Origin of the sequence: Treponema sp. J25 (genome assembly GCF_004343725.1) — a bacterium.
GTDB lineage: Bacteria > Spirochaetota > Spirochaetia > Treponematales > Breznakiellaceae > J25.
Window position 1 is genome coordinate 134,593 of sequence record NZ_PTQW01000014.1, and the last position, 18,872, is coordinate 153,464.

Annotated in this window: 15 protein-coding genes; 5 read left to right on the forward strand and 10 right to left on the reverse strand. The window is 47.7% G+C overall.

The features are described from left to right. Nucleotides 1-172: 172 nt before the first annotated feature. From C5O22_RS05875 to C5O22_RS05885, 3 genes are all read right to left on the reverse strand, one after another. Nucleotides 173-1,132 carry a hypothetical protein gene (locus C5O22_RS05875; RefSeq protein ID WP_132780274.1) on the reverse strand — a complete coding sequence of 320 codons (960 nt, stop codon included), beginning with the start codon at nucleotides 1,130-1,132 and terminating at the stop codon, nucleotides 173-175. A 576-nt stretch (nucleotides 1,133-1,708) separates the two neighbouring features. Then, nucleotides 1,709-2,248: an outer membrane protein assembly factor BamD gene (locus tag C5O22_RS05880; protein WP_132780275.1), complete on the reverse strand. Its 540-nt coding sequence runs from the start codon at nucleotides 2,246-2,248 to the stop codon at nucleotides 1,709-1,711. Nucleotides 2,249-2,351: 103 nt separating this feature from the next. Next, nucleotides 2,352-2,696, reverse strand: a complete 345-nt coding sequence (locus C5O22_RS05885; protein ID WP_243692879.1) for a hypothetical protein — start codon at nucleotides 2,694-2,696, stop codon at nucleotides 2,352-2,354. Between the two features lie 433 nt (nucleotides 2,697-3,129). On the opposite strand from C5O22_RS05885, the gene argJ reads away from it, so the two are divergent. The 5 genes from argJ (at nucleotide 3,130) to argH (ending at nucleotide 9,369) form a co-directional block, all read left to right on the forward strand. After that, nucleotides 3,130-4,413 carry a bifunctional glutamate N-acetyltransferase/amino-acid acetyltransferase ArgJ gene (gene argJ, locus C5O22_RS05890; protein ID WP_132780276.1) on the forward strand — a complete coding sequence of 428 codons (1,284 nt, stop codon included), beginning with the start codon at nucleotides 3,130-3,132 and terminating at the stop codon, nucleotides 4,411-4,413. A gap of 90 nt (nucleotides 4,414-4,503) precedes the next feature. Further along, nucleotides 4,504-5,391, forward strand: a complete 888-nt coding sequence (gene argB, locus C5O22_RS05895; RefSeq protein WP_132780277.1) for an acetylglutamate kinase — start codon at nucleotides 4,504-4,506, stop codon at nucleotides 5,389-5,391. A gap of 3 nt (nucleotides 5,392-5,394) precedes the next feature. Beyond that, complete coding sequence (locus C5O22_RS05900) at nucleotides 5,395-6,711, forward strand: aspartate aminotransferase family protein (protein ID WP_243692880.1); 1,317 nt, start codon at nucleotides 5,395-5,397, stop codon at nucleotides 6,709-6,711. 3 nt (nucleotides 6,712-6,714) lie between these two features. Next, nucleotides 6,715-7,974, forward strand: coding sequence for an argininosuccinate synthase (locus C5O22_RS05905; protein ID WP_132780278.1), 1,260 nt, complete (start codon nucleotides 6,715-6,717; stop codon nucleotides 7,972-7,974). 3 nt (nucleotides 7,975-7,977) lie between these two features. Next, nucleotides 7,978-9,369, forward strand: coding sequence for an argininosuccinate lyase (argH, locus tag C5O22_RS05910; protein WP_132780279.1), 1,392 nt, complete (start codon nucleotides 7,978-7,980; stop codon nucleotides 9,367-9,369). Between the two features lie 421 nt (nucleotides 9,370-9,790). Here the strand turns inward: argH and C5O22_RS05915 are convergent, their stop codons facing one another. From C5O22_RS05915 to C5O22_RS05945, 7 genes are all read right to left on the reverse strand, one after another. After that, entirely contained in the window at nucleotides 9,791-11,236 is a 1,446-nt protein-coding gene (locus C5O22_RS05915) for a hypothetical protein (protein ID WP_132780280.1), read from the reverse strand. Beyond that, nucleotides 11,218-11,436 carry a hypothetical protein gene (locus C5O22_RS05920; RefSeq protein ID WP_132780281.1) on the reverse strand — a complete coding sequence of 73 codons (219 nt, stop codon included), beginning with the start codon at nucleotides 11,434-11,436 and terminating at the stop codon, nucleotides 11,218-11,220. Before C5O22_RS05920 ends, C5O22_RS05915 begins: the two co-directional genes overlap by 19 nt. Before the next feature lie 474 nt (nucleotides 11,437-11,910). Further along, nucleotides 11,911-12,642, reverse strand: coding sequence for an outer membrane protein assembly factor BamB family protein (locus C5O22_RS13595; RefSeq protein ID WP_207895350.1), 732 nt, complete (start codon nucleotides 12,640-12,642; stop codon nucleotides 11,911-11,913). 644 nt (nucleotides 12,643-13,286) lie between these two features. Next, a complete protein-coding gene (locus tag C5O22_RS05930; protein WP_132780283.1) occupies nucleotides 13,287-14,648 on the reverse strand; it encodes a hypothetical protein in 1,362 nt (453 codons plus the stop codon). A gap of 12 nt (nucleotides 14,649-14,660) precedes the next feature. Further along, nucleotides 14,661-15,527, reverse strand: a complete 867-nt coding sequence (locus C5O22_RS05935; RefSeq protein ID WP_132780284.1) for a hypothetical protein — start codon at nucleotides 15,525-15,527, stop codon at nucleotides 14,661-14,663. Nucleotides 15,528-16,026: 499 nt separating this feature from the next. Next, nucleotides 16,027-17,301 (reverse strand): ArsB/NhaD family transporter, encoded by a 1,275-nt coding sequence (locus C5O22_RS05940; RefSeq protein WP_132780285.1) that lies wholly within the window; start codon nucleotides 17,299-17,301, stop codon nucleotides 16,027-16,029. Nucleotides 17,302-17,321: 20 nt separating this feature from the next. Further along, nucleotides 17,322-18,596 (reverse strand): ArsB/NhaD family transporter, encoded by a 1,275-nt coding sequence (locus tag C5O22_RS05945; protein WP_132780286.1) that lies wholly within the window; start codon nucleotides 18,594-18,596, stop codon nucleotides 17,322-17,324. Between the last annotated feature and the right edge of the window lie 276 nt (nucleotides 18,597-18,872).

The following is an 18,872-nucleotide window of genomic DNA, read 5'->3' on the forward strand; positions in this document are numbered from 1 at the left end:
GGGAAATCCAAAAAGTGACGGACCATACCAAACAACTTTCAGATCCGATGCAAACACTACGCTAGATACAAACAAAAGGAATACACCAATAACAGTCTTTTTCATTTTTTCTACCCCACCATATTGTAAAGAGGGACGGCATACATATGCCGTCCCCTTTTATCCTCTATGGCTAAAATTTTATAGGTTTAAGCGGTACTCCCATTATAGTAATATTAGTATCCGGGATAATAGTGTTCGCCATATTACATAAACCATTCCATCCCTTTATAGTACCACCAACCAGCCATTCGAATACTTCTCGAGTAAAGAAATAACAAAAGCCAACTGGTCCAAGAGTACTACTCCCGATTGTTAGTAACTTATTACGCATGTCCGTCCTTGCTATATATTCTTCTGTAAACTTATTAACAAAGGCCAAAAAAGTATAGTGAGGTTTAAAATATTCACTTGCAATTGTCAACAATATCTCTTTTACTGTTTTTGAATATAATTTATTACTCTGTATAAGATCAGTCAAAACAGCTTTCATAGCAGAAACAGCACCTTCAGGAGTACTTTGCTGCTGAATAGCATTATAAGCGGTATACAGATTCTGAGCTATTCCCACCAGATCTTTTATTTCAGGGTTTTGAGTTCCCCAAATAATCAACTGAGAAGTCATTAGAGATGCACCACCTGCGGCTGTTCCTAATCCCACCCAACGAAGCCATCCTGTCCAAAACCAACCAATGAATTCTGGAGACCATTTATAAACAGCTAATCCTGCCATAGTAGTAGCACAATATCCTACATACCACCAAACCGTATTCCATTCAATATCAGAACTAAGAATAGCCCTAGATCTCGGAAAAGGCTCTTGACGCAATTTTATATCTCTTAGCAGATCCTTTTTATTTTGAATAATTATCCGACTTTTTTCTGTCACTGGCAAATTTTCTATAAAAGAAATTAAGTTATTTTCATAATCTTCAGCTAAAGCAGGATCTAATGCCCGCATTTTGTCTGCCACATTTTGGGCAGTAGAATTTTCAGAAAGCATAGCATCAATCAGAGCAAGTTGTTCTTCTCCTTTTTGTTCTTTTTGTATTTCAGACAGAACGTACTCTGGTTGGGTTGCTATAACTTCCATTTTAGAACTATCAATTTCTTCTGGAACAGCGTCTACCGATATACTCCGTGCCTTTTTATTAACAGACGGGAAATAACCATACACCTGTAACGATCGCATACGGTTTGCTAATGAATCTGTAGTACTAGAACTTTGCATTAAAACTATTTGTTGACTACATGAACCAAGACAAGACAAGACAAGACAAGACAAGACAAGACAAGACAAGACAAGACAAGACCTTTTTTCATCTTCAACCTCCTAACTTTTTCTAAGTTTTGATTTAATTTTAGTTTGACCCAAAGAATCTGTCAAGTGAAACAAGATTTTTTATTTTGTGGTCTTAGTAAAGCCTATCCCTGCAAAAACAATCTGCATTTTCTTATTTGGGAAAAGCATTTACCATATAACATAAAAAACGTGGGGAACAGGTATAAGCAAATCCAATATAGATCTCTTAGATCCTAACTACAGACGCAGTATCTCCCCCTTTTTAAGGAGAGATACGAGAGGAAGGAAAAGGAAACCTCAGAATTTACGTCTCTGATTAGCGAAAACGATTAATTAAAAAGGTCTCTATTCAAAACCAACTACCCTTTATTTAACCTTCTGCAGTTCTATCCGACCCAGTACCTTTTCTCCCAGCACTCGATACTGTTGGGGGAGTAAATCTCCATCGGGGCCTTCGTAGGCCTTAAGGAGTTCCCGGAATCGCTGAGCCGATGCGTCGTATTTCTTTTGCTTATATTGAATAAAGGCTATCCCATACGTAGCTTCACACCACACCGATCGGTTAGCCGGAAAACGTTCAAGCATAGCTTCGTAATAACGGATAGCAGTAGTATAGTCATAGCGATCCATCGCCTCTTGAGCCCGTTGGGTAAGTTCCATTGGGGAAAGGCCTTCCTCAATCACCGGCGGGGTTGAAGCACAGGAAAGGACCCCCAGCATGAGGGCTACCCATAGGCTTTTATAGAACCTTTTCATCATTGTCATGACATGGATATAGCACAGTTTCCCTGATTGCACAAGGGCATGCCCCTCAAAAACAAGGGAATGTTCTGCCCGCCGTTCCTTCTTCTTGTTATTAATGAACCAATAGCAAAACCATCCCCTGGGCCCAATGCAGACAGCCATACTCATAGCCCCTTCATGGCCGACCGACTCGGGGGACCCGCCCTACCAGGCCTTTCCCTCTTTACTATGCATACATTCACGATATCGGGATGAGGCTTTTCCCTTATTCCTCTTTGACGTACAATTCGTCCCGGACGGGCAAACTTTTCTTTAGTTCCCGAATAAATTCCCGCGGATCTCCCATGGGCTCATAGGCATCGCAGAAATCCAGGTGACGACGCACCACCGTGCAGTACTTGTAGACCTTTTCCTCGCCGAGCCGCTTACGCCACTTCCCCGCCGCACACCGGACCCGCAAAAAGTAGCGCTCATCCCCATCGGGACTCGTAGGCACCACTTTGCAATGGATACAATTGGCGCAGTAGATTTTACCACTGAGGTAATCCGCCTCTTCCTCTGGAGCTTTTCTGAGAGGATCCTCCACTTCTTGTACTAATCTTTCTGTCATGACGCCCCCTTCTTTTTGTTTTTAGCCCTTACTTTTGTTTTTACCGCTTCCCTAAAAAAGCCCCGCAGAATCTGCCCCCTAGGGCAACAGGAAACCCTCGCGGTTTCCCCTTTTCATGTATCGCTCCGGCTTTGCTAAAGCGGTTTTTAAACTATTACTGTATAAATATGCTACTTTTTATGATTCGTCAAGAGCACTTACCCCCCGTTTTTTAGATATATTTTAGAATATAAATAATTTTCTCATAAAAAAATATAAAATCTCTAGAATCTATAAAATCTCCAAGCATTCCCTTCTTCCCTTGACAGATACTGCAAAAATATGCATATTTATACCATGTATTACAAACATCTTCGTCTCCGTAGACCCTCCTAATGTATGTACCAGGCGGCGCCCTGGAATCCCACCTTTTATCTTTTCAAGGAGTGTTATTATGCAACAAGTTACGGGCGGTGTCTGTGCACCGCGGGGTTTTTCCGCCGGCGGTATTTGGTGTGGTATCCGTAAAAAGAACGATAAACGGGATCTGGCGCTCATCGTCTCTTCCGTGCCGGCGGCGGCGGCGGCCATGTATACCACCAATCGGGTCGAGGCGGCCAGCATTCAGATTACCCGGGAACACCTGCGTTCAGGGCGCTGCCAGGCGATAATCTGTAATTCCGGAAACGCCAATGCCTGTACGGGCGAAGCGGGTCTTGCGGCAGCCCGCCGGATGGCCGCCGCCGCCGCCAAAGCCCTCAACCTGGAAGAGCACCTTGTGGCTGTCGCATCCACCGGGGTTATCGGCGTGCCCCTCCCCATCGAACGGGTAGAAGCCCACATCACCGAGCTCGTTCAGAACCTACGGAACGACGAAGCGGGCCACGCCGCCGCCCTGGAAGCCATCATGACCACCGACACCCGAAAAAAAGAGGTGGCCATCGAATTAATGCTCAGTGGAGTCCCCGTGCGGATTGGCGCCATGGCAAAGGGGGCTGGTATGATTCACCCCAACATGGCCACCATGCTCTGCTTTATCACCACCGACGCAGCGATTGCCCCCTCCCTTCTTGAGGTGGCCCTGCGACAGGCGGTAAGCCGCTCTTTTAATCGGGTCTCTGTCGATGGAGACACGAGTACTAACGATACGGTGCTGGTGCTGGCCAATGGAAAGGCCGGGAACCGGCCTATCGATACCGATGGACCGGATTTTCAACTCTTTGCCACAGCCCTCGAAGAGGTTTGTATCACCCTGGCCCGCATGATAGCCCGGGATGGAGAGGGAGCCACCAAGCTCGTCACCTGCACCGTTTCAGGGGCGGAGCACGAAGAGGATGCGGCAGCCCTCGCCAGGGCGGTTATTTCCTCAAGTCTTGTCAAGGCCGCCATGTTTGGGGCCGATGCCAACTGGGGACGGATCCTCTGCGCCATGGGTTATTCGGGGGTTCCCTTCGATCCCAGTTTTGTACGGGTGCGTTTTGCCAGTGGAAGTGGAAACGAAGAAATCCTTGTATGCGAGGGGGGGGCAGCAATCCCCTTTTCAGAAGAAAAGGCTAAACACATCCTTTCTCAGGAAGAGGTCCAGATTCTGATCGATCTGGGACATAAAGCTTCCACCAGCACTGACACCCCCCGTGATACAAAGGGCGGAGCCGGTCAGAGGGGACATGCCGCTACCTGCTGGGGCTGTGATCTAACCTACGAGTACGTTAAAATCAACGGTGATTACCGTTCCTAGGAGAGCCGGTTCCTGCAAGATATATCCGATTGTCATGAAGGGAATAAAAAACGAACAAATAGCAACAGAAGAGAAAGAGAGGTTAGGAGAATGAAAGAACATGTTATCACCAATGAAGATCGGTCCCGGGTGCTGATCCAGGCCCTTCCCTATATTCAGCGATTCATGGGGAAAACGGTGGTGGTTAAGTATGGCGGTAACGCCATGATTAATGAGGATCTGAAAAAAGCGGTGATTCAAGACCTGGTGCTCCTTTCCTGCGTCGGGATCCGCACGGTCCTTGTCCACGGAGGGGGTCCAGAAATTGAAACCATGCTCAAGCGGATCGGCAAAGAAAGTCGCTTTGTGAATGGGCTTCGCTATACCGATGAAGAAACCATCGATATTGTCCAGATGGTGCTCTGTGGCAAGGTGAACAAGGACCTGGTAGCCCTTATTCAGGAAGCGGGAGGAAAGGCCCTGGGGCTTTCGGGACTCGATGGGGCCCTGCTCCAGGCCCGGCGATTTACCGCCGGAGGGGCCGACTTAGGGCTTGTGGGCGAAGTGGTAGGAGTAAACACCACCGTCCTTACCGACGCCCTTGATCGGGGCTATATTCCGGTAGTTTCATCGGTAGCCTTCGGCATTGAGGGCCCTGACCGGGGAAAAAGTTTTAACGTGAACGCCGATACGGCCGCCGCCCAGGTGGCGCGGGCCCTGCGGGCAGAGAAACTCATCCTGATGACCGACGTAAAAGGGATACTCCGGAACGTGGAAGACCCCGATTCGCTGATCAGCGAAATTGCCCGCAGTGAACTGGACGAGCTTATTTCCCAGGGAATTGTTAGTAAGGGGATGATACCCAAGGTAGACTGTTGTAAGATAGCCCTGGATGGGGGTGTGCAGAAGGCCCACATTATCGATGGGCGGATTCCCCATGCGCTCCTCTTAGAACTCTTTACCGACGAAGGCATTGGCACCCAGGTGGTGCAGGGATAAGGTATGAAACAGGATACTCAGAGAGAAGCGTCTCTTAAGGTTCCCAGGCCCCTCGAAGGAGGCAAGGCCGCCGCGGCCTCGCCAACAAGCAAAAATCTGCTGTGCGAGGGGAAGGCCACTTCAATGGAGGCCCTCATACAGGAAGCCGCCACTTCTTTTATGAACACCTACCATCGGCTTCCCGTGGTGTTTAGCCATGGGAAAGGGGCCCGGCTCTATGATGTAGAAGGGAAGGAATACATCGATTTTTCTTCGGGCATCGCGGTAAACTGCCTTGGCCACAGTCATCCCACCCTGGTCCAGGCACTCCAGGAACAGGCGACGCGGCTTCTCCACACATCGAATTACTTTTTAAGCGATACCTCCGTGGCCTTTGCCAGAATGCTCTGCGAAGCAGGACGTCCCCTCGCTCTGGAACGGGTGTTTCTCTGCAATTCCGGCGCCGAGGCGAACGAGGGGGCCATCAAGATTGCCCGCAAGTATTCCCGGGATAAGTATGGGCCGGGACGCCACCGGATTATCACCCTGCGGGGAAGTTTTCACGGGCGAACCATTACAACCCTTTCTGCCACAGGACAGGACAAATTCCACCAGCACTTTGACCCCTTTACCGAAGGCTTTATCTATGTGCCTGCCAACGACGTAAGGGCCTTTCAGGCAGCCCTGGATGATACGGTCTGTGGGGTGCTCATGGAGCCCATCCAGGGGGAAAGTGGTATCCGTCCCCTGGAAGCCTCCTACGTCCAGGCCGTAGCGGAGCTCTGCGCCCAAAAGGACGTGCTCCTCATGTTTGACGAAGTCCAGAGCGGCGTCGGCAGAACGGGTTCTTTCTTTGCCTGCGAAGCCTTTGGGGTTAACCCCGATGTGGTCACCCTCGCCAAGGGACTTGCCGGTGGGGTTCCCGTAGGAGCAATCCTGGCGGGGAGAAAAACCGCAACGGTCCTTGGAGTGGGAGACCATGGCACCACCTTCGGGGGCAATCCCCTGGCGGCCGCGGCAGGATTGGTGGTCCTCAAAACGGTGAATAATCCCTCCTTCCTTGCCGAAATTCAGCGAAAGGGGGACCTTATTCAGTCCGTCATCCGGGGATGGAATGTGCCGGTTATTACCGAGGTCCGCGGCAAGGGGCTCATGATTGGTATCGACCTCACGGTGGATGCCTGGCCTGTCTTAGAACAGGCCCTGAACAAAGGGGTGGTCCTTCTTACGGCGGGCCCCAAAACCCTGCGGCTCCTGCCGCCCTACGTGATTTCCGACGAGGAACTAAAAGAGGGCTTAGCCATTATACGGAATATTCTTGATACCATACAGAAGGAGTGAATCATGAAAAAGAAGATTGTCCTGGCATATTCGGGGGGACTGGATACGACGGTTATCATCCCCTGGCTTAAGGAAAACTATGATTGCGAGATTATCGCGGTCTGTGTGGATGTAGGACAGGAAGCAGATTGGGAAAGCATCCGCCAGCGGGCCCTTGCCACCGGTGCGGCCGCCTGTCATGTGGCGGATGTCAAGAAAGAATACGTGGAAGAGTACGTGTGGCCCGCCCTTAAGGCCGGGGCGGTGTACGAAGATAAGTATCTGCTCGGAACTTCCACCGCCCGGCCCCTCATCGCCAAGGTGCTGGTGGACTATGCCCGCAAAGAAGGGGCCCAGGCCATTGCCCACGGAGCCACCGGTAAGGGGAACGATCAGGTGCGCTTCGACCTGGGAATCATGGCCTTTGCGCCGGATCTGGAAATCATCGCCCCCTGGCGCATCTGGAACATCAAGAGCCGGGAAGAAGAAATCGAGTACCTGGAACAACGGGGGCTGCCGGTGCCTATGAAAAAAAGTGATTCCTATAGCCGGGACGATAACCTCTGGCACATCTCCCACGAGGGGCTTGAACTAGAGGACCCCGCCAACGAACCGAACCTGGAACGGATGCTCAAGATGACGGTTCCCCCAGAAAAGGCCCCCGACAAGCCCGAATACGTGGAAATTGAATTCGAACGGGGTATCCCCGTCGCGGTAAACGGTAAACGGATGGATGGGGTGGCCCTTATCCGAACTTTGAATAAGATTGGTGGCGCCCACGGCGTGGGTATCGTAGACCTGGTAGAAAACCGGGTGGTTGGGATGAAAAGCCGCGGTGTATACGAAACCCCCGGGGGAGCCATCCTGTACTATGCCCACCAGGAACTGGAACACCTCTGCCTTGACCGGCAGACCTATGCCTTTAAACAAATGGTGGCCCAGAAGATGGCCGAACTCATCTATGGGGGACTGTGGTTTACGCCCCTGCGGGAAGCCCTTTCGGCCTTTGTGGACAGCACCCAGCGGACCGTAACCGGCACGGTGCGGGTAAAGCTTTACAAGGGCTCTATCTCTGGCGCGGGGGTTCGTTCACCCTATTCTCTGTACAATGCCAGTATTGCAAGCTTTACCACCGGCGAGTTGTACAACCATGCGGATGCCAAGGGCTTTATCCGCCTCTATGGGCTTCCGGTACTGGTCCGGGCGCTTATGGAACAGGGGAAAGGGGCCGCTTCCATTTCCCGGCATGGCAGCGAAGCCAAAAGCGACGGCGTAGCGGGGTAAACGGTGGCACAGGTACTATGGTCCGGCAGGCTTTCTGCCACCCCCGATGAGGAAGCTTTTGCCTTTGAATCATCCATTACGGTAGACCAGCGGCTCGTTCTGGAAGACATTGAGGGAAGTATTGCCCATGTGACCATGCTGGGTGCCCAGGGGATTATCCCTGAAGAGGCGGCCCAGAAAATAGGCGAAGAGCTTAAGCGGATTGCCGCGGATATTACCGAGGGGAAGCTCGTCATCGATACGGGGGTGGAAGATATTCATTCATTTATCGAGGGGGTCCTGACGGCCCGGCTCGGCGATGTGGGACGGATGGTTCATGCGGGCCGGAGCCGCAACGACCAGGTGGCCGTGGATGTGCGGCTCTACCTGAAGCACCATATTCCTGAACTCCAGGAAGAACTCCGGCAAACCGGGGAAACCCTCCTTTCGGTAGCGGAGCAGCACCTTACCACGGTGATGCCCGGCTACACCCACCTGCAGCGGGCCCAGCCGGTGACCCTGGCGCATCACCTCGTGGCCTGGGCGGCGGGTCTTGAGCGGGATAGGGCGCGCTTTGCCGATGCCCTTGCCCGGCTCGATGAATGTCCCCTGGGATCGGGGGCCCTGGCGGGTTCTACCCTTCCCCTTGACCGGGAAGCCACAAGCCGGGCCCTGGGGTTTCGCAGGCCCACCATTAATTCGATGGATTCCGTGGCAGACCGGGACTTTGCTCTGGAAGTAACGTCCTGCTGTGCCATCACCATGGTACATCTTTCCCGCTTTTGCGAAGACATCATACTCTGGGCCACCGAGGAATTCGGTTTTATCGAACTGGCTGAACAATGGAGCACCGGGTCTTCCATCATGCCTCAAAAGAAGAACCCCGACTTTGCGGAGCTTATCCGGGGCAAGAGCGGCCGGGTCACGGGTGACCTGGTCACCCTTCTTACCCTCCTCAAGGGGCTTCCCTATGCCTACGACCGGGACCTCCAGGAAGATAAGGAAGCCCTCTTCGATGCTCTGGATACCCTTCGGGCATCCCTCAGGATGTTCCGGGGGATGCTCGCCAGCGCCCGGTTCCGGACTGAGCGGATGGCCCGTTCCTGCCAGGGGGGCTTTCTCGAGGCCACCGATGTGGCGGAGTATCTGGTACGCCGGGGGCTCCCCTTCCGCAGGGCCCACGAAGTGGCCGCTCAGGTGGTTCGGGACTGTATCGCGGCAGGCCAGCGCCACATTGGGGAGCGCACCCTGGAGCAGCTTCGGGAACGGTCCGAACTTTTTAATGAGGATATTTACGAAGCCCTTTCCCCTCGGGCCTCAGTGGAAAGAAGAAGAACCGCCGGCGGCCCTGCCCCGGAGGAAGTCCAGCGACAAATAGGGGAACTGCGACGCCGGTTTAGCCGGAAAGAAGGCTAGCCCGCTACGGGATAGTGGTGTGGAGCCGCGCCTCGCCTAATGGGCGGCTCCACGGGATAGAAAAACTTTATTCTGTCATATAAAATAAAAAAACCGTCTGACCTTTTCCAGATCTTTTTTGAGCGGAAAAAGTAATTGGAGATAAAAAAGACATATCTTCAAAAAAACAAATGCTATAGCCAAGGAAATTAAGATAATTTTTCAGAGGAACTAATTGAGGCCCTATGAGATTTACCTTCAGAGAAGAGTCGTGAGGGCTTACTATCGTTCCCATATAAGGATATATAGCCAAAGGTTCGCCGGTAAAAGGATCAATAGGGCCTGGAATTGGTTGCTGAGCAACACACGATTGTTGTATGTACTGGCTAAACTCAGTGAGAAGAACCGATAGATCTTTTTGAAATACCGCTTCGAGATATTTTCACCCGCTTGCAGGATAATCTATACTGCCCTTTAGAAAAGACATTCCCCCTTTATCTTGAAGTTCGGAAGGGCCCGACGTTCCATATTCAATACCACCTTTTCTCTCTAAGAGATAATACAAAAAAAGAGAGCCCATCCCTCGCTTTCCCGCACTATCAGTCGCCCCATTTTCATCCTGCCCCAAAAGAGAAAAAGCATCCGTTCTTTGAAAATAGTATTGCACAAATGAAAGATTTCCTCCCGAAAGCCCGTAACCTACCAGACTTTCAGTTAAATGGGACATGGCCTCATCAAAAGCGCTGTCTTCCAAAGGAGGATTAGGATCTCCGTGAACAAGACGATAGAAAGTTTTACGGCTAAATCGACAGAGATGTTGATATTCATGAGCAATAGTTGCAAGAAGAGCAAAACGGTTATAATTTTTATTTGAATCAGGAGCAATAGCCCCTATATATAGAATATCTTTCATATTTGAAGTAGGGTTGTATTGATTCGAAGCAGGGTCATCCGAATAAGGAAAATAATCACAGGGATTAAAAAAGCCTATTGCAAGTTGTTGATCATTTAGTTTTTTTGTCATGAGAACAGTAAACATACCATCATTATCCAGATCATAATGGTAACCCCAAATAGTCTGTACCCGGGGAATCACTATACGGTTCAATTTTTCAGTAAAATCCTGGAAAAGAGTTTCATCCACATTTGTTTCGGTGTCAATCCACAGAGACACATTTTCAGCGATAAAAGCACAACGGGCATTTACAACCCAGCCAGGCTCTCCTGTTCCCCGAGAAGGATCAGCAACTCTAAAAGTTCCTGTATCACCAACAACAGGTTTCAGAGAAAAGTTTTTCTTCTGACGAGTCAAAGATAAGTTGCTTACATTTTGTTGTAAGATCTGAGAGGGAAATTCAAAAGGAACGTCTCTAATAAAGGGAAAAGAAGTCTCTAAACCTCCATTGCTTAGACCATTTGAAAAAGACTTGTTCCTGGAAGAACCAGTGACAAACGATGTTTCAACAGATACTGAATTTTCAGAAGTAACACTAACAGGATAAAAATGTCCTGCAGCTAACGATAATCGAGTAGGAACAACACTAGGGCGAAAATATACCCATGAACCGGGAACAAACTGGGGTTCCCGAATATAAATACTGATGGCTGCATAGTTACCATTATCAGTTCGAGCGGTAATTTCGTGGCATCCAGAGGTAAGATATACTGTTATACTTTTACCTTTACCTAAAATATTATCCTTGTTACTGATCCAGGTTACATATTTATTAGCTCTCAGAGCAATAAGTTCTCCTGCTTCAAAAGAGGCTGCATTACAGGGAAATTCTATAACTACCGTGTCAAAAATATTTTGATATGTCCCGATAGAACAAGAAACGAAAGAAAACAAAAATAAATAATAAAAAGCTTTTACTCTGAAACTTGACATATTACCGAGGCTCCTTGTGCAGAAGAAAAGCTATAATAATTTTTTTCTTTTAAAAGGGGATCCCCGCTAATAGCCTGGGCTTCCACTACCCAGTTATAGGTTCCTTTCTCCAGCGTATTCGCTGGAATAAGACAACCAGTCTCAGTAGTTACCCATGAAAATATGGTGCTTACATTCTTAGAAATCGTTAATCGATACAAGGTAGCACCTTCTATCGATTGCCAAGAAACATAAATCTTTTTCGTTACAAGGGGAGGCTTGTTCTGAGTGTACGAATTACCTACCTCATCTTGGATGTTAATAATAGCAGGCCCCTGAGAAAGGCAAAAAAAGGAATATCTAATGTAATTTCTTCTGATGTAAGAGAGGTAAGTACCTGAACTTGATAGATTCCATTTTCCGGACTCTGAAAACTCCCCTCAAAGCAGCCCTATTACTATTATACCGGATAAGGCTAACCGCTCCGCTCGGAGTCTTAATGAGAACCCGGCATGCATCTAGGGAGGTCCCATAGGGACCTTCAACAAAAACAGAAAATGTTAACGAGCTCCCTAAGGGGCGCTCGCAAATTGCTCTCACCTGGATATTTTTACGCTCCAGCGGGCAGGAAATAATGATGGTAGCTATTCCAATTATCAACAATAATTGATTTTTTTCATCCACATTTTTTCATATTACTCCTTTACCAAAGCACCATTTTCTATTTTCCAGTTCATCTTAACACCAAAAAGATCTTCATATCCCTGAAAAATAAGAATATCATTCCAAACTGCTGTATCCCCTATATTCAATGGGTCCCCCGATACACTTCTATCTCGACCAAGGGGGGTACCCGTTTGGGCATCGTACAACTCTAGATAACGGCTTGTTACCTGGTACAATACCCCATTACGAACCTGCGGTTGCATCCCTATCTGGGGTTCCTGGGCAGAACGAAAACGTTTCCAGACAACCGTCCCTTCCTCTGCATCAATACATATAATAGCCGCTACCAGCGGGTTCGACTCCGTGTTAGCACCACTGGCAAGATATATTCGTTTCCCTTCCTGGTCCCAGGTAAAATTGGTGTCACTCGACCAGACGTACCATAAAACATCTTTCAGTTGACTACCGTCCCGTTTCTCCTTGTAGTACACCCCCGTCCCTCCTCGTCCCCGGGGAGTACCCTCCTCCGTTACCGTAGCAAATACATATTTATCTGTTATTGCCTTTATCCTCCCACCTGTCCCCGGATTATACTGATTATCTTCCCATACCGTTGCCCCTGTCTCTAGATCTATACAGGCAATACCATACCGGTTCCCTGGATCTTGAGAATACTGGGGAAAATTTACTGGATACCATGCAAAGTACCCATACTTCCCATCACCATGAATCCCGGTAATAGCAATTGAATCACGGGGCATTGATTTAATACACTCGAGAGTGGCAATATATACACCTGGTTCATCGTTTTTTTCTACAAGAGTAGTTAAATTTAGATTATACACCCCTTCATTTAAAATAGTCCCTTCCTGATTTTCTCTTCTGCCGAGAAAAAATAGTTTACCATTATATAAACACATATTTTCACCATATACCCTCACATCACCTAATGAGACTAGCTTTTCTGTCTGCCCCGTTTCTTTATTCACAACGGCAATCCATGGATCCCTTGAAGCAGATAAGAATATATATTCTCCACTCAAGTGAAACGGCCAAGCCCCACTTGTAATGTTTTTCCCTTTAAATAGATTTGGATCGGTATTTCTCCATTTTACTTTTTTTTCTTCAAGATCGTAGGCAGTAATACCACTGCCTGGTATATATAATATATTTCCCTCCACATAAAAATCATGGATCGCAGCATAAGAAATATTCTTTTCCCGTATAACAATCTCACTCGCAAAGGATTTCATATCTGATACGGTTTGTTTTTTTTCATCTTTTTCGTATTCAAAAGGACAGGACAGTACTGAAAAAAGAGTTAACCATCCTACAATCAAACATTTTATATTTTTCATGCGCAGACCTCCTTATAGCAGCCGGGAAACATCCCGGCTGCTAAGCTCTAATCAATCTGACCGCTCATATACTTTCGGTATTGAGGCAACTCATATCCTTGTTCTCGTAGCCACTCCCCCACTTTTCCTTTATCCGTTGGATTATCAAAGTTACCTCCCTCTCCCCAGATTCGTCCATCTTCGAGTTCGGTCTTATGATTTACATCGTACACGATATACCATTCCGTTCCATTACTACCAATCGGTTTAAACAACAATTCGTCGGGATTCCATTTCTGGGCAGGGCTGGGAATAAATCCATCCGATTCGTTCGTTAACAGAATGTCCGTGTTATACCGCTGGGGAAAGTTGCGAGCCAGCTTCGCCGCTTCCCGCGCATTATCCGCGTTTACATAATATCCTACCGCGCTAACCTTATATCCTAAGAATACTATAATATTCCAAATATATAGTATTGCGGCTATCTCACAAGCTACTCCTAACCCTTCATTTATTGTTTGAGATATGTTCATTACCCCAGCAAAAATTTCCAATATTTTTTCGGCATCAGCACGTTTAAATCCATAGGCACTTTCTATTAAATCAAAGGGATTACTCTGGTTTCCTACGATAAATCCTACAGGAACATCATCTGGTAAGCGAGGTATTTTTTCAGCCGGTTTATCCACCACCCACACGGTTTTGTATATGGGAATAGTTATCCACTCTATGGTAAAGCGGAACCAGCCTGTCACTTTTATTACAGGAACAGTGATTCGCCCAACCTCTACCTTTGCCCAATGGCCTTGCTCTGGAATAATACCAGGACTGATACGATCTTTTAGATACGTACTATTGGGCATAAAATCAGCAAGTACCGCATCACTCACCATTGAACTATCCCCAGGATTGCTCGATATCATATGTGAAATAAAAGCTCGAGAATCACTTCCACCGAAAACCTTTTCTTTTAAAATCGCGTCACTAATAGCAGGACCTGCTAAGCTAAGATACGGAATAGGAACAATACTTGCTGCACCTTTACCAAAAATATCGTAAAAATTTTTGATTCGTCGTGTAAGATCGTCTTTGCCACGCACAAGGGGAGTAAATCCCCGTACGGGACCACCAATGGCTATGATGGCTTTTACCTTATCTCCTTCGCCCTTTTCTTTAAGATAATTCCCATACCCTAGGGCTTTGTAAGCTCCCTGGCTGTGACCAATAACTACCTGTGAACCAAGGCTTGCAAAGGCCCGGTATGCATCGCTTAATTGTTCTTCCATCGCCTGGATACCCGTATTTTTCTGTACACCACCAATGGAGTACTCAGTTCTGATACCAGGAAAGAAAATTCCCTTAACGGTTTCCGCACAAAGATTTCCACCAAGGCTTATTAATAATATACAGGCTATAATTTTATCTTTCATGTTTGGCCCCCTTTAGAAAACTTTAAAAAGCATGTCCGGTACTGTATTGAGTTGGATAGATTCATACACGGTAATGTTTGTTTCCGTGTAATCGGGGTCAGAAGGATCCCCTTCCATAGCCACATCCATAGGAATGGCAAGACCCTCTGCTATAAGCTTGTTTGCCTCAGATACAGAGATAATTGGGGCACTTTCAGTGTTCAAGGGTTTTACAGAAGAATCGCTCGTATCAATAGTGTATGGTTTATCAATATGCCGTTCTTCCACTTTACCAATCAAAATAGGAACACCATCTTTTTCAGTATAAATATTTGTTTCCTTTATAGTGAGCACCGTACCATCTTCTTCTCTGGTGACCATTTCAGTTCCTGCTACAGTTCCCATTGTCTCATCCAGGTATACTCGTAATGACTGGATGCTTTTGCCCTGCGGCAGAGCATAGCGGGATAAAATATTTGAAGAAATGGTAATTGCCCACAATCTTCCGTTATCAGCACTCTGAACATCACATTGCAATTCCTTGAATTTCATACGAAGAGAAGAAATGTCTAACTTCTGAAAAAGGCTAACTGGTTTTTGATTGATCATACGTCCTACATCTTGCATCTCCGTTGGTACAGGACCACGATGTAGTACCTTGTTGGTAGTGGGATCTAAAAGGATAAGCTCTTTCCCATTACTTACAAAGGTTCGTGCTGCAATCTTGTTTTCCGTGTCAGCGGGAAAATCAATCCTTGTGTAGAGTTCACCATCAATTAATTTTGTTGCTAGTCGATATTGAGAAACAAGGCGGTTCGAATATGGCTTACGATCAACACTCGAATATACTTTTACTTCTGCTTGAAAAGATTCTATTCCCCCACTTGCACTTTCTTGCATAATGATTGCAGGTGCGTGGGTAATACCGTTACTTTCTCTTGGCTTGTTGGCTACAGTTCCAACGGAACAGGCCCCCAGAAGAACCAGGGTTAGGGTTATCCCCCCCCCGATAAAACACTTTACATTTTACTTTTCTTGAAGACTTTTGCATATATACCTCCCTTTACTTAGAAGTATAAAACTATTCTTTTGCACAAATTTCCATCTGTCAAGTATGAAAAACAAAATTTGTAAAAACTATTTCAAAAATCCTAAATATGGACAGGTTCTCCCAATCATAAAAAGAGAGGTTTATTTTTCACGGACCTACCCTATTTAAAGGAAAATCTTTTTATAGGTCTTTCCCTCTCAGGGCGCCACAATTAACAATTAAGAAAACTCTCTTAAAGGGAACCTCATTAACGGGGCTATTTACAGATAGGACTTTTCTAAAAAATAGATTTTTGAGGGGACCCCACCCACGAAGCCCCCAAAAAAAGGTAGTACAACCCTTTTTATGTTACTTCCACACAAGCCAGATAAATAGGCTTGTGGCTCCCGTGGTAAGGAGGGTAAAAGGAAGCCCTACGGAAAGCCAATCGAAGAAGCCCATTTTTACCCCCTCCTTTTTCAGGATACCTACGGAAACCACGTTCGCTGAGGCCCCAAAGGGGGTAAGGTTCCCTCCCAAACAGGAACCGATAAGAAGGCCAAACATATACAGCTCTGGCCGCAGGTTAAGCGCCCGCGCCAGGGTTGCCGCCACCGGCAACATCACCACAATGTAGGGCACATTATCCACAAAACCAGAAATCAGGGTAGAAACCCCTACAATAGCAAGGAAGCCCAGCAACACGTTGTCCCCTATCCAGCCCTGCAAGATTCGCGCAAAGGTATCCAGCAATCCCACCTTGGTTACTCCCCCCACCACAATAAAAATGCCGATCAAAAAGAGGGTCGTATCCCAGTCCAATTCTCGAATCATCTTCAGGGTGGTTTCCCGGCTTTCCTTACACACCAGGCGGTACCACAGAATCCCCACCAGGGCAAGTCCCACCACGATAAGCCCGGAGAGCAGCGAAACGCCGGAATGCAAGAAAGAAGCCGCCGCAAGCCCCAGAATCATCAGCACCAGCAGGATCGTGGGGACATACGATTTAACCGGTTCCTTTTCTATTTCTACTTTCTGAGCCCCCGCCTTTATAAAATAGAAATAAAGGTACAGGGCCCCCACAATCATTCCCACCTGGACAGCAAAGAAAATAGAAGGCTTACCTTGATAAAAGAAGAAGTCATTAAAACTATAGTGGGCATAGTCAGCAAAAATCATGGAGGGAGGGTCCCCCACGAGGGTCGCCGTTCCCTGAAGGTTCGCCATGATGGCAAGGCCAATCATAAAATACTTGGGGGTCATGTTGAGCTTTTTGGAAAGGGCCAGGGCGATGGGTGCCATCACCAGCACCGTCGCCACGTTTTCTACAAAGGCAGAAATAAAACCGGTCATCATCAAAATGGCCACGATGGCAAGCCCCACATTCGGAGAAGCGTCGATGAGGGTATCGGCGATGCGGGCGGGAACCCGGGAATAAATGAAGAGTTCCGCAATGACAAGGCTCCCCACAAAAATCATGAGGACGTTCCAGTTGACCATTTTCGTAAAGGCCTCCTGGGGAGACACCACCCCCAGGGCCATCATGATAAGGGCCGCCGCCATTGCAATAAAGGCCTTCTTCTCCGAAAAAACAATGATCAACCCATACATAAGTATGGTGATCCCTAAAACCAGGTACTGCATGTTTTTCTCCCTCGCTATCGTTATTTCCAAAATAACCACACAAAAAGGGCTGCCCCGCCGGTGGTAATAAGCGTAAAGGGCAGACCTATCTTAAGCCACTGAAAGAACGAAAGGGATATGCCCTCTCGTTTAAGGATCCCCACCGATACCACGTTGGCCGAGGCTCCAAAGGGGGTTATGTTTCCCCCCATACAGGAACCAATCAGGAGACCAAACATGTACAGTTCCGGTCGCAGAGAAAGGGTTTTAGCAAGCCTATCGGCCACCGGTAACATAACCAGAATGTAGGGGATGTTATCGATAAACCCAGAAAGAAGCAAAGAAACCAGGATAATGAGCATAAAACCCACGATGACATTTCCACCTATCAGACCTGCCAGAAGCGCACCTATTTTTTCTACCCATCCCACCTTGGTGATGGTGCCTACCACGATAAAAATCCCAATTAAAAAGAGAAAAGCCTCCCAGTCAAATTTCTTAAGCACCTCGAAGGTTTCCCGGGTTGTTTTTTTCTGAACAAAGCGGAACCACAGAAGCCCCAGAGTGGCGATACTCAACACGGCATAGCCCGCCACAGGAGAAAGCCCCCGTTCGACAAAAGAAATGATCGCCAATGTCCCTATCATGGTCAAAAGAAGGATGGTGGGAACCAGAGAAATGATGGGTTCCTTTTCTACCATAATCCGGGTATGTTTTGTTTTCGCAAAGTAGGCATATAAAAAAAGGGCTCCACAGAGCATCCCAAACTGAACGGCAAAAAAAATAGAAGGTCGCCCCTGGTACACAAAAAAGTCATTAAACCCATAGTGGGCATAGTCCGCAAAGATCATAGAGGGGGGATCCCCCACCAACGTGGCGGTTCCCTGCAGGTTGGCCATTACCGCAAGACCTACCATAAAATAGGTAGGTGCCATGTTCAGCCGTTTCGATAACACCAGGGCAATGGGGGCCATTACCAAAACGGTGGACACATTATCCACAAAGGCGGAGACAAAACCGGTCATCAGGAGAATCAGGGTAATTGCAATACCTGGATTGGGGGAAACATCAATGAGGGTATCCGCTATCCAGAGGGGAACCCGGGAATACAAAAAAAGGGAGGCAATCAATTGACTGCCCAAGAAAATCATGAGCACATTCCAGTTTACCATCTGGGAAAGTGCTTCCCGGGGAGTAACAATGGAAAGGATTATGAAGAGGAGGGCCGCACCCAACGAAAAGTACACCTTTCTGTGGGGGTACAGAATAATAAGTGCGTACATAATCACGGTCGTTATAAGAACTATCAGTGCCATGAGCACCTCCCCCTTTTCACAAAAACCCTGGACCCATAAAAAAAGACCTTCCGTTCCTCTACCCTGGTATACCGGGGATCATCCCCTCAGGATATCTGAACGAAAGGTCTTGTTTCTCCTTCCGGAGCTGCAGAACCAGATGGGTCAGACAGCTTTTCGCCGCTACACCACCGGCTGTTGGTTACTGCAGTAGCAAACTACTCCCCTTTCTTATATTCCCAGTGTATCCTACTCTGAGGAAAACCGTCAAGCACCCGCACTGCCTCATTATTTTTC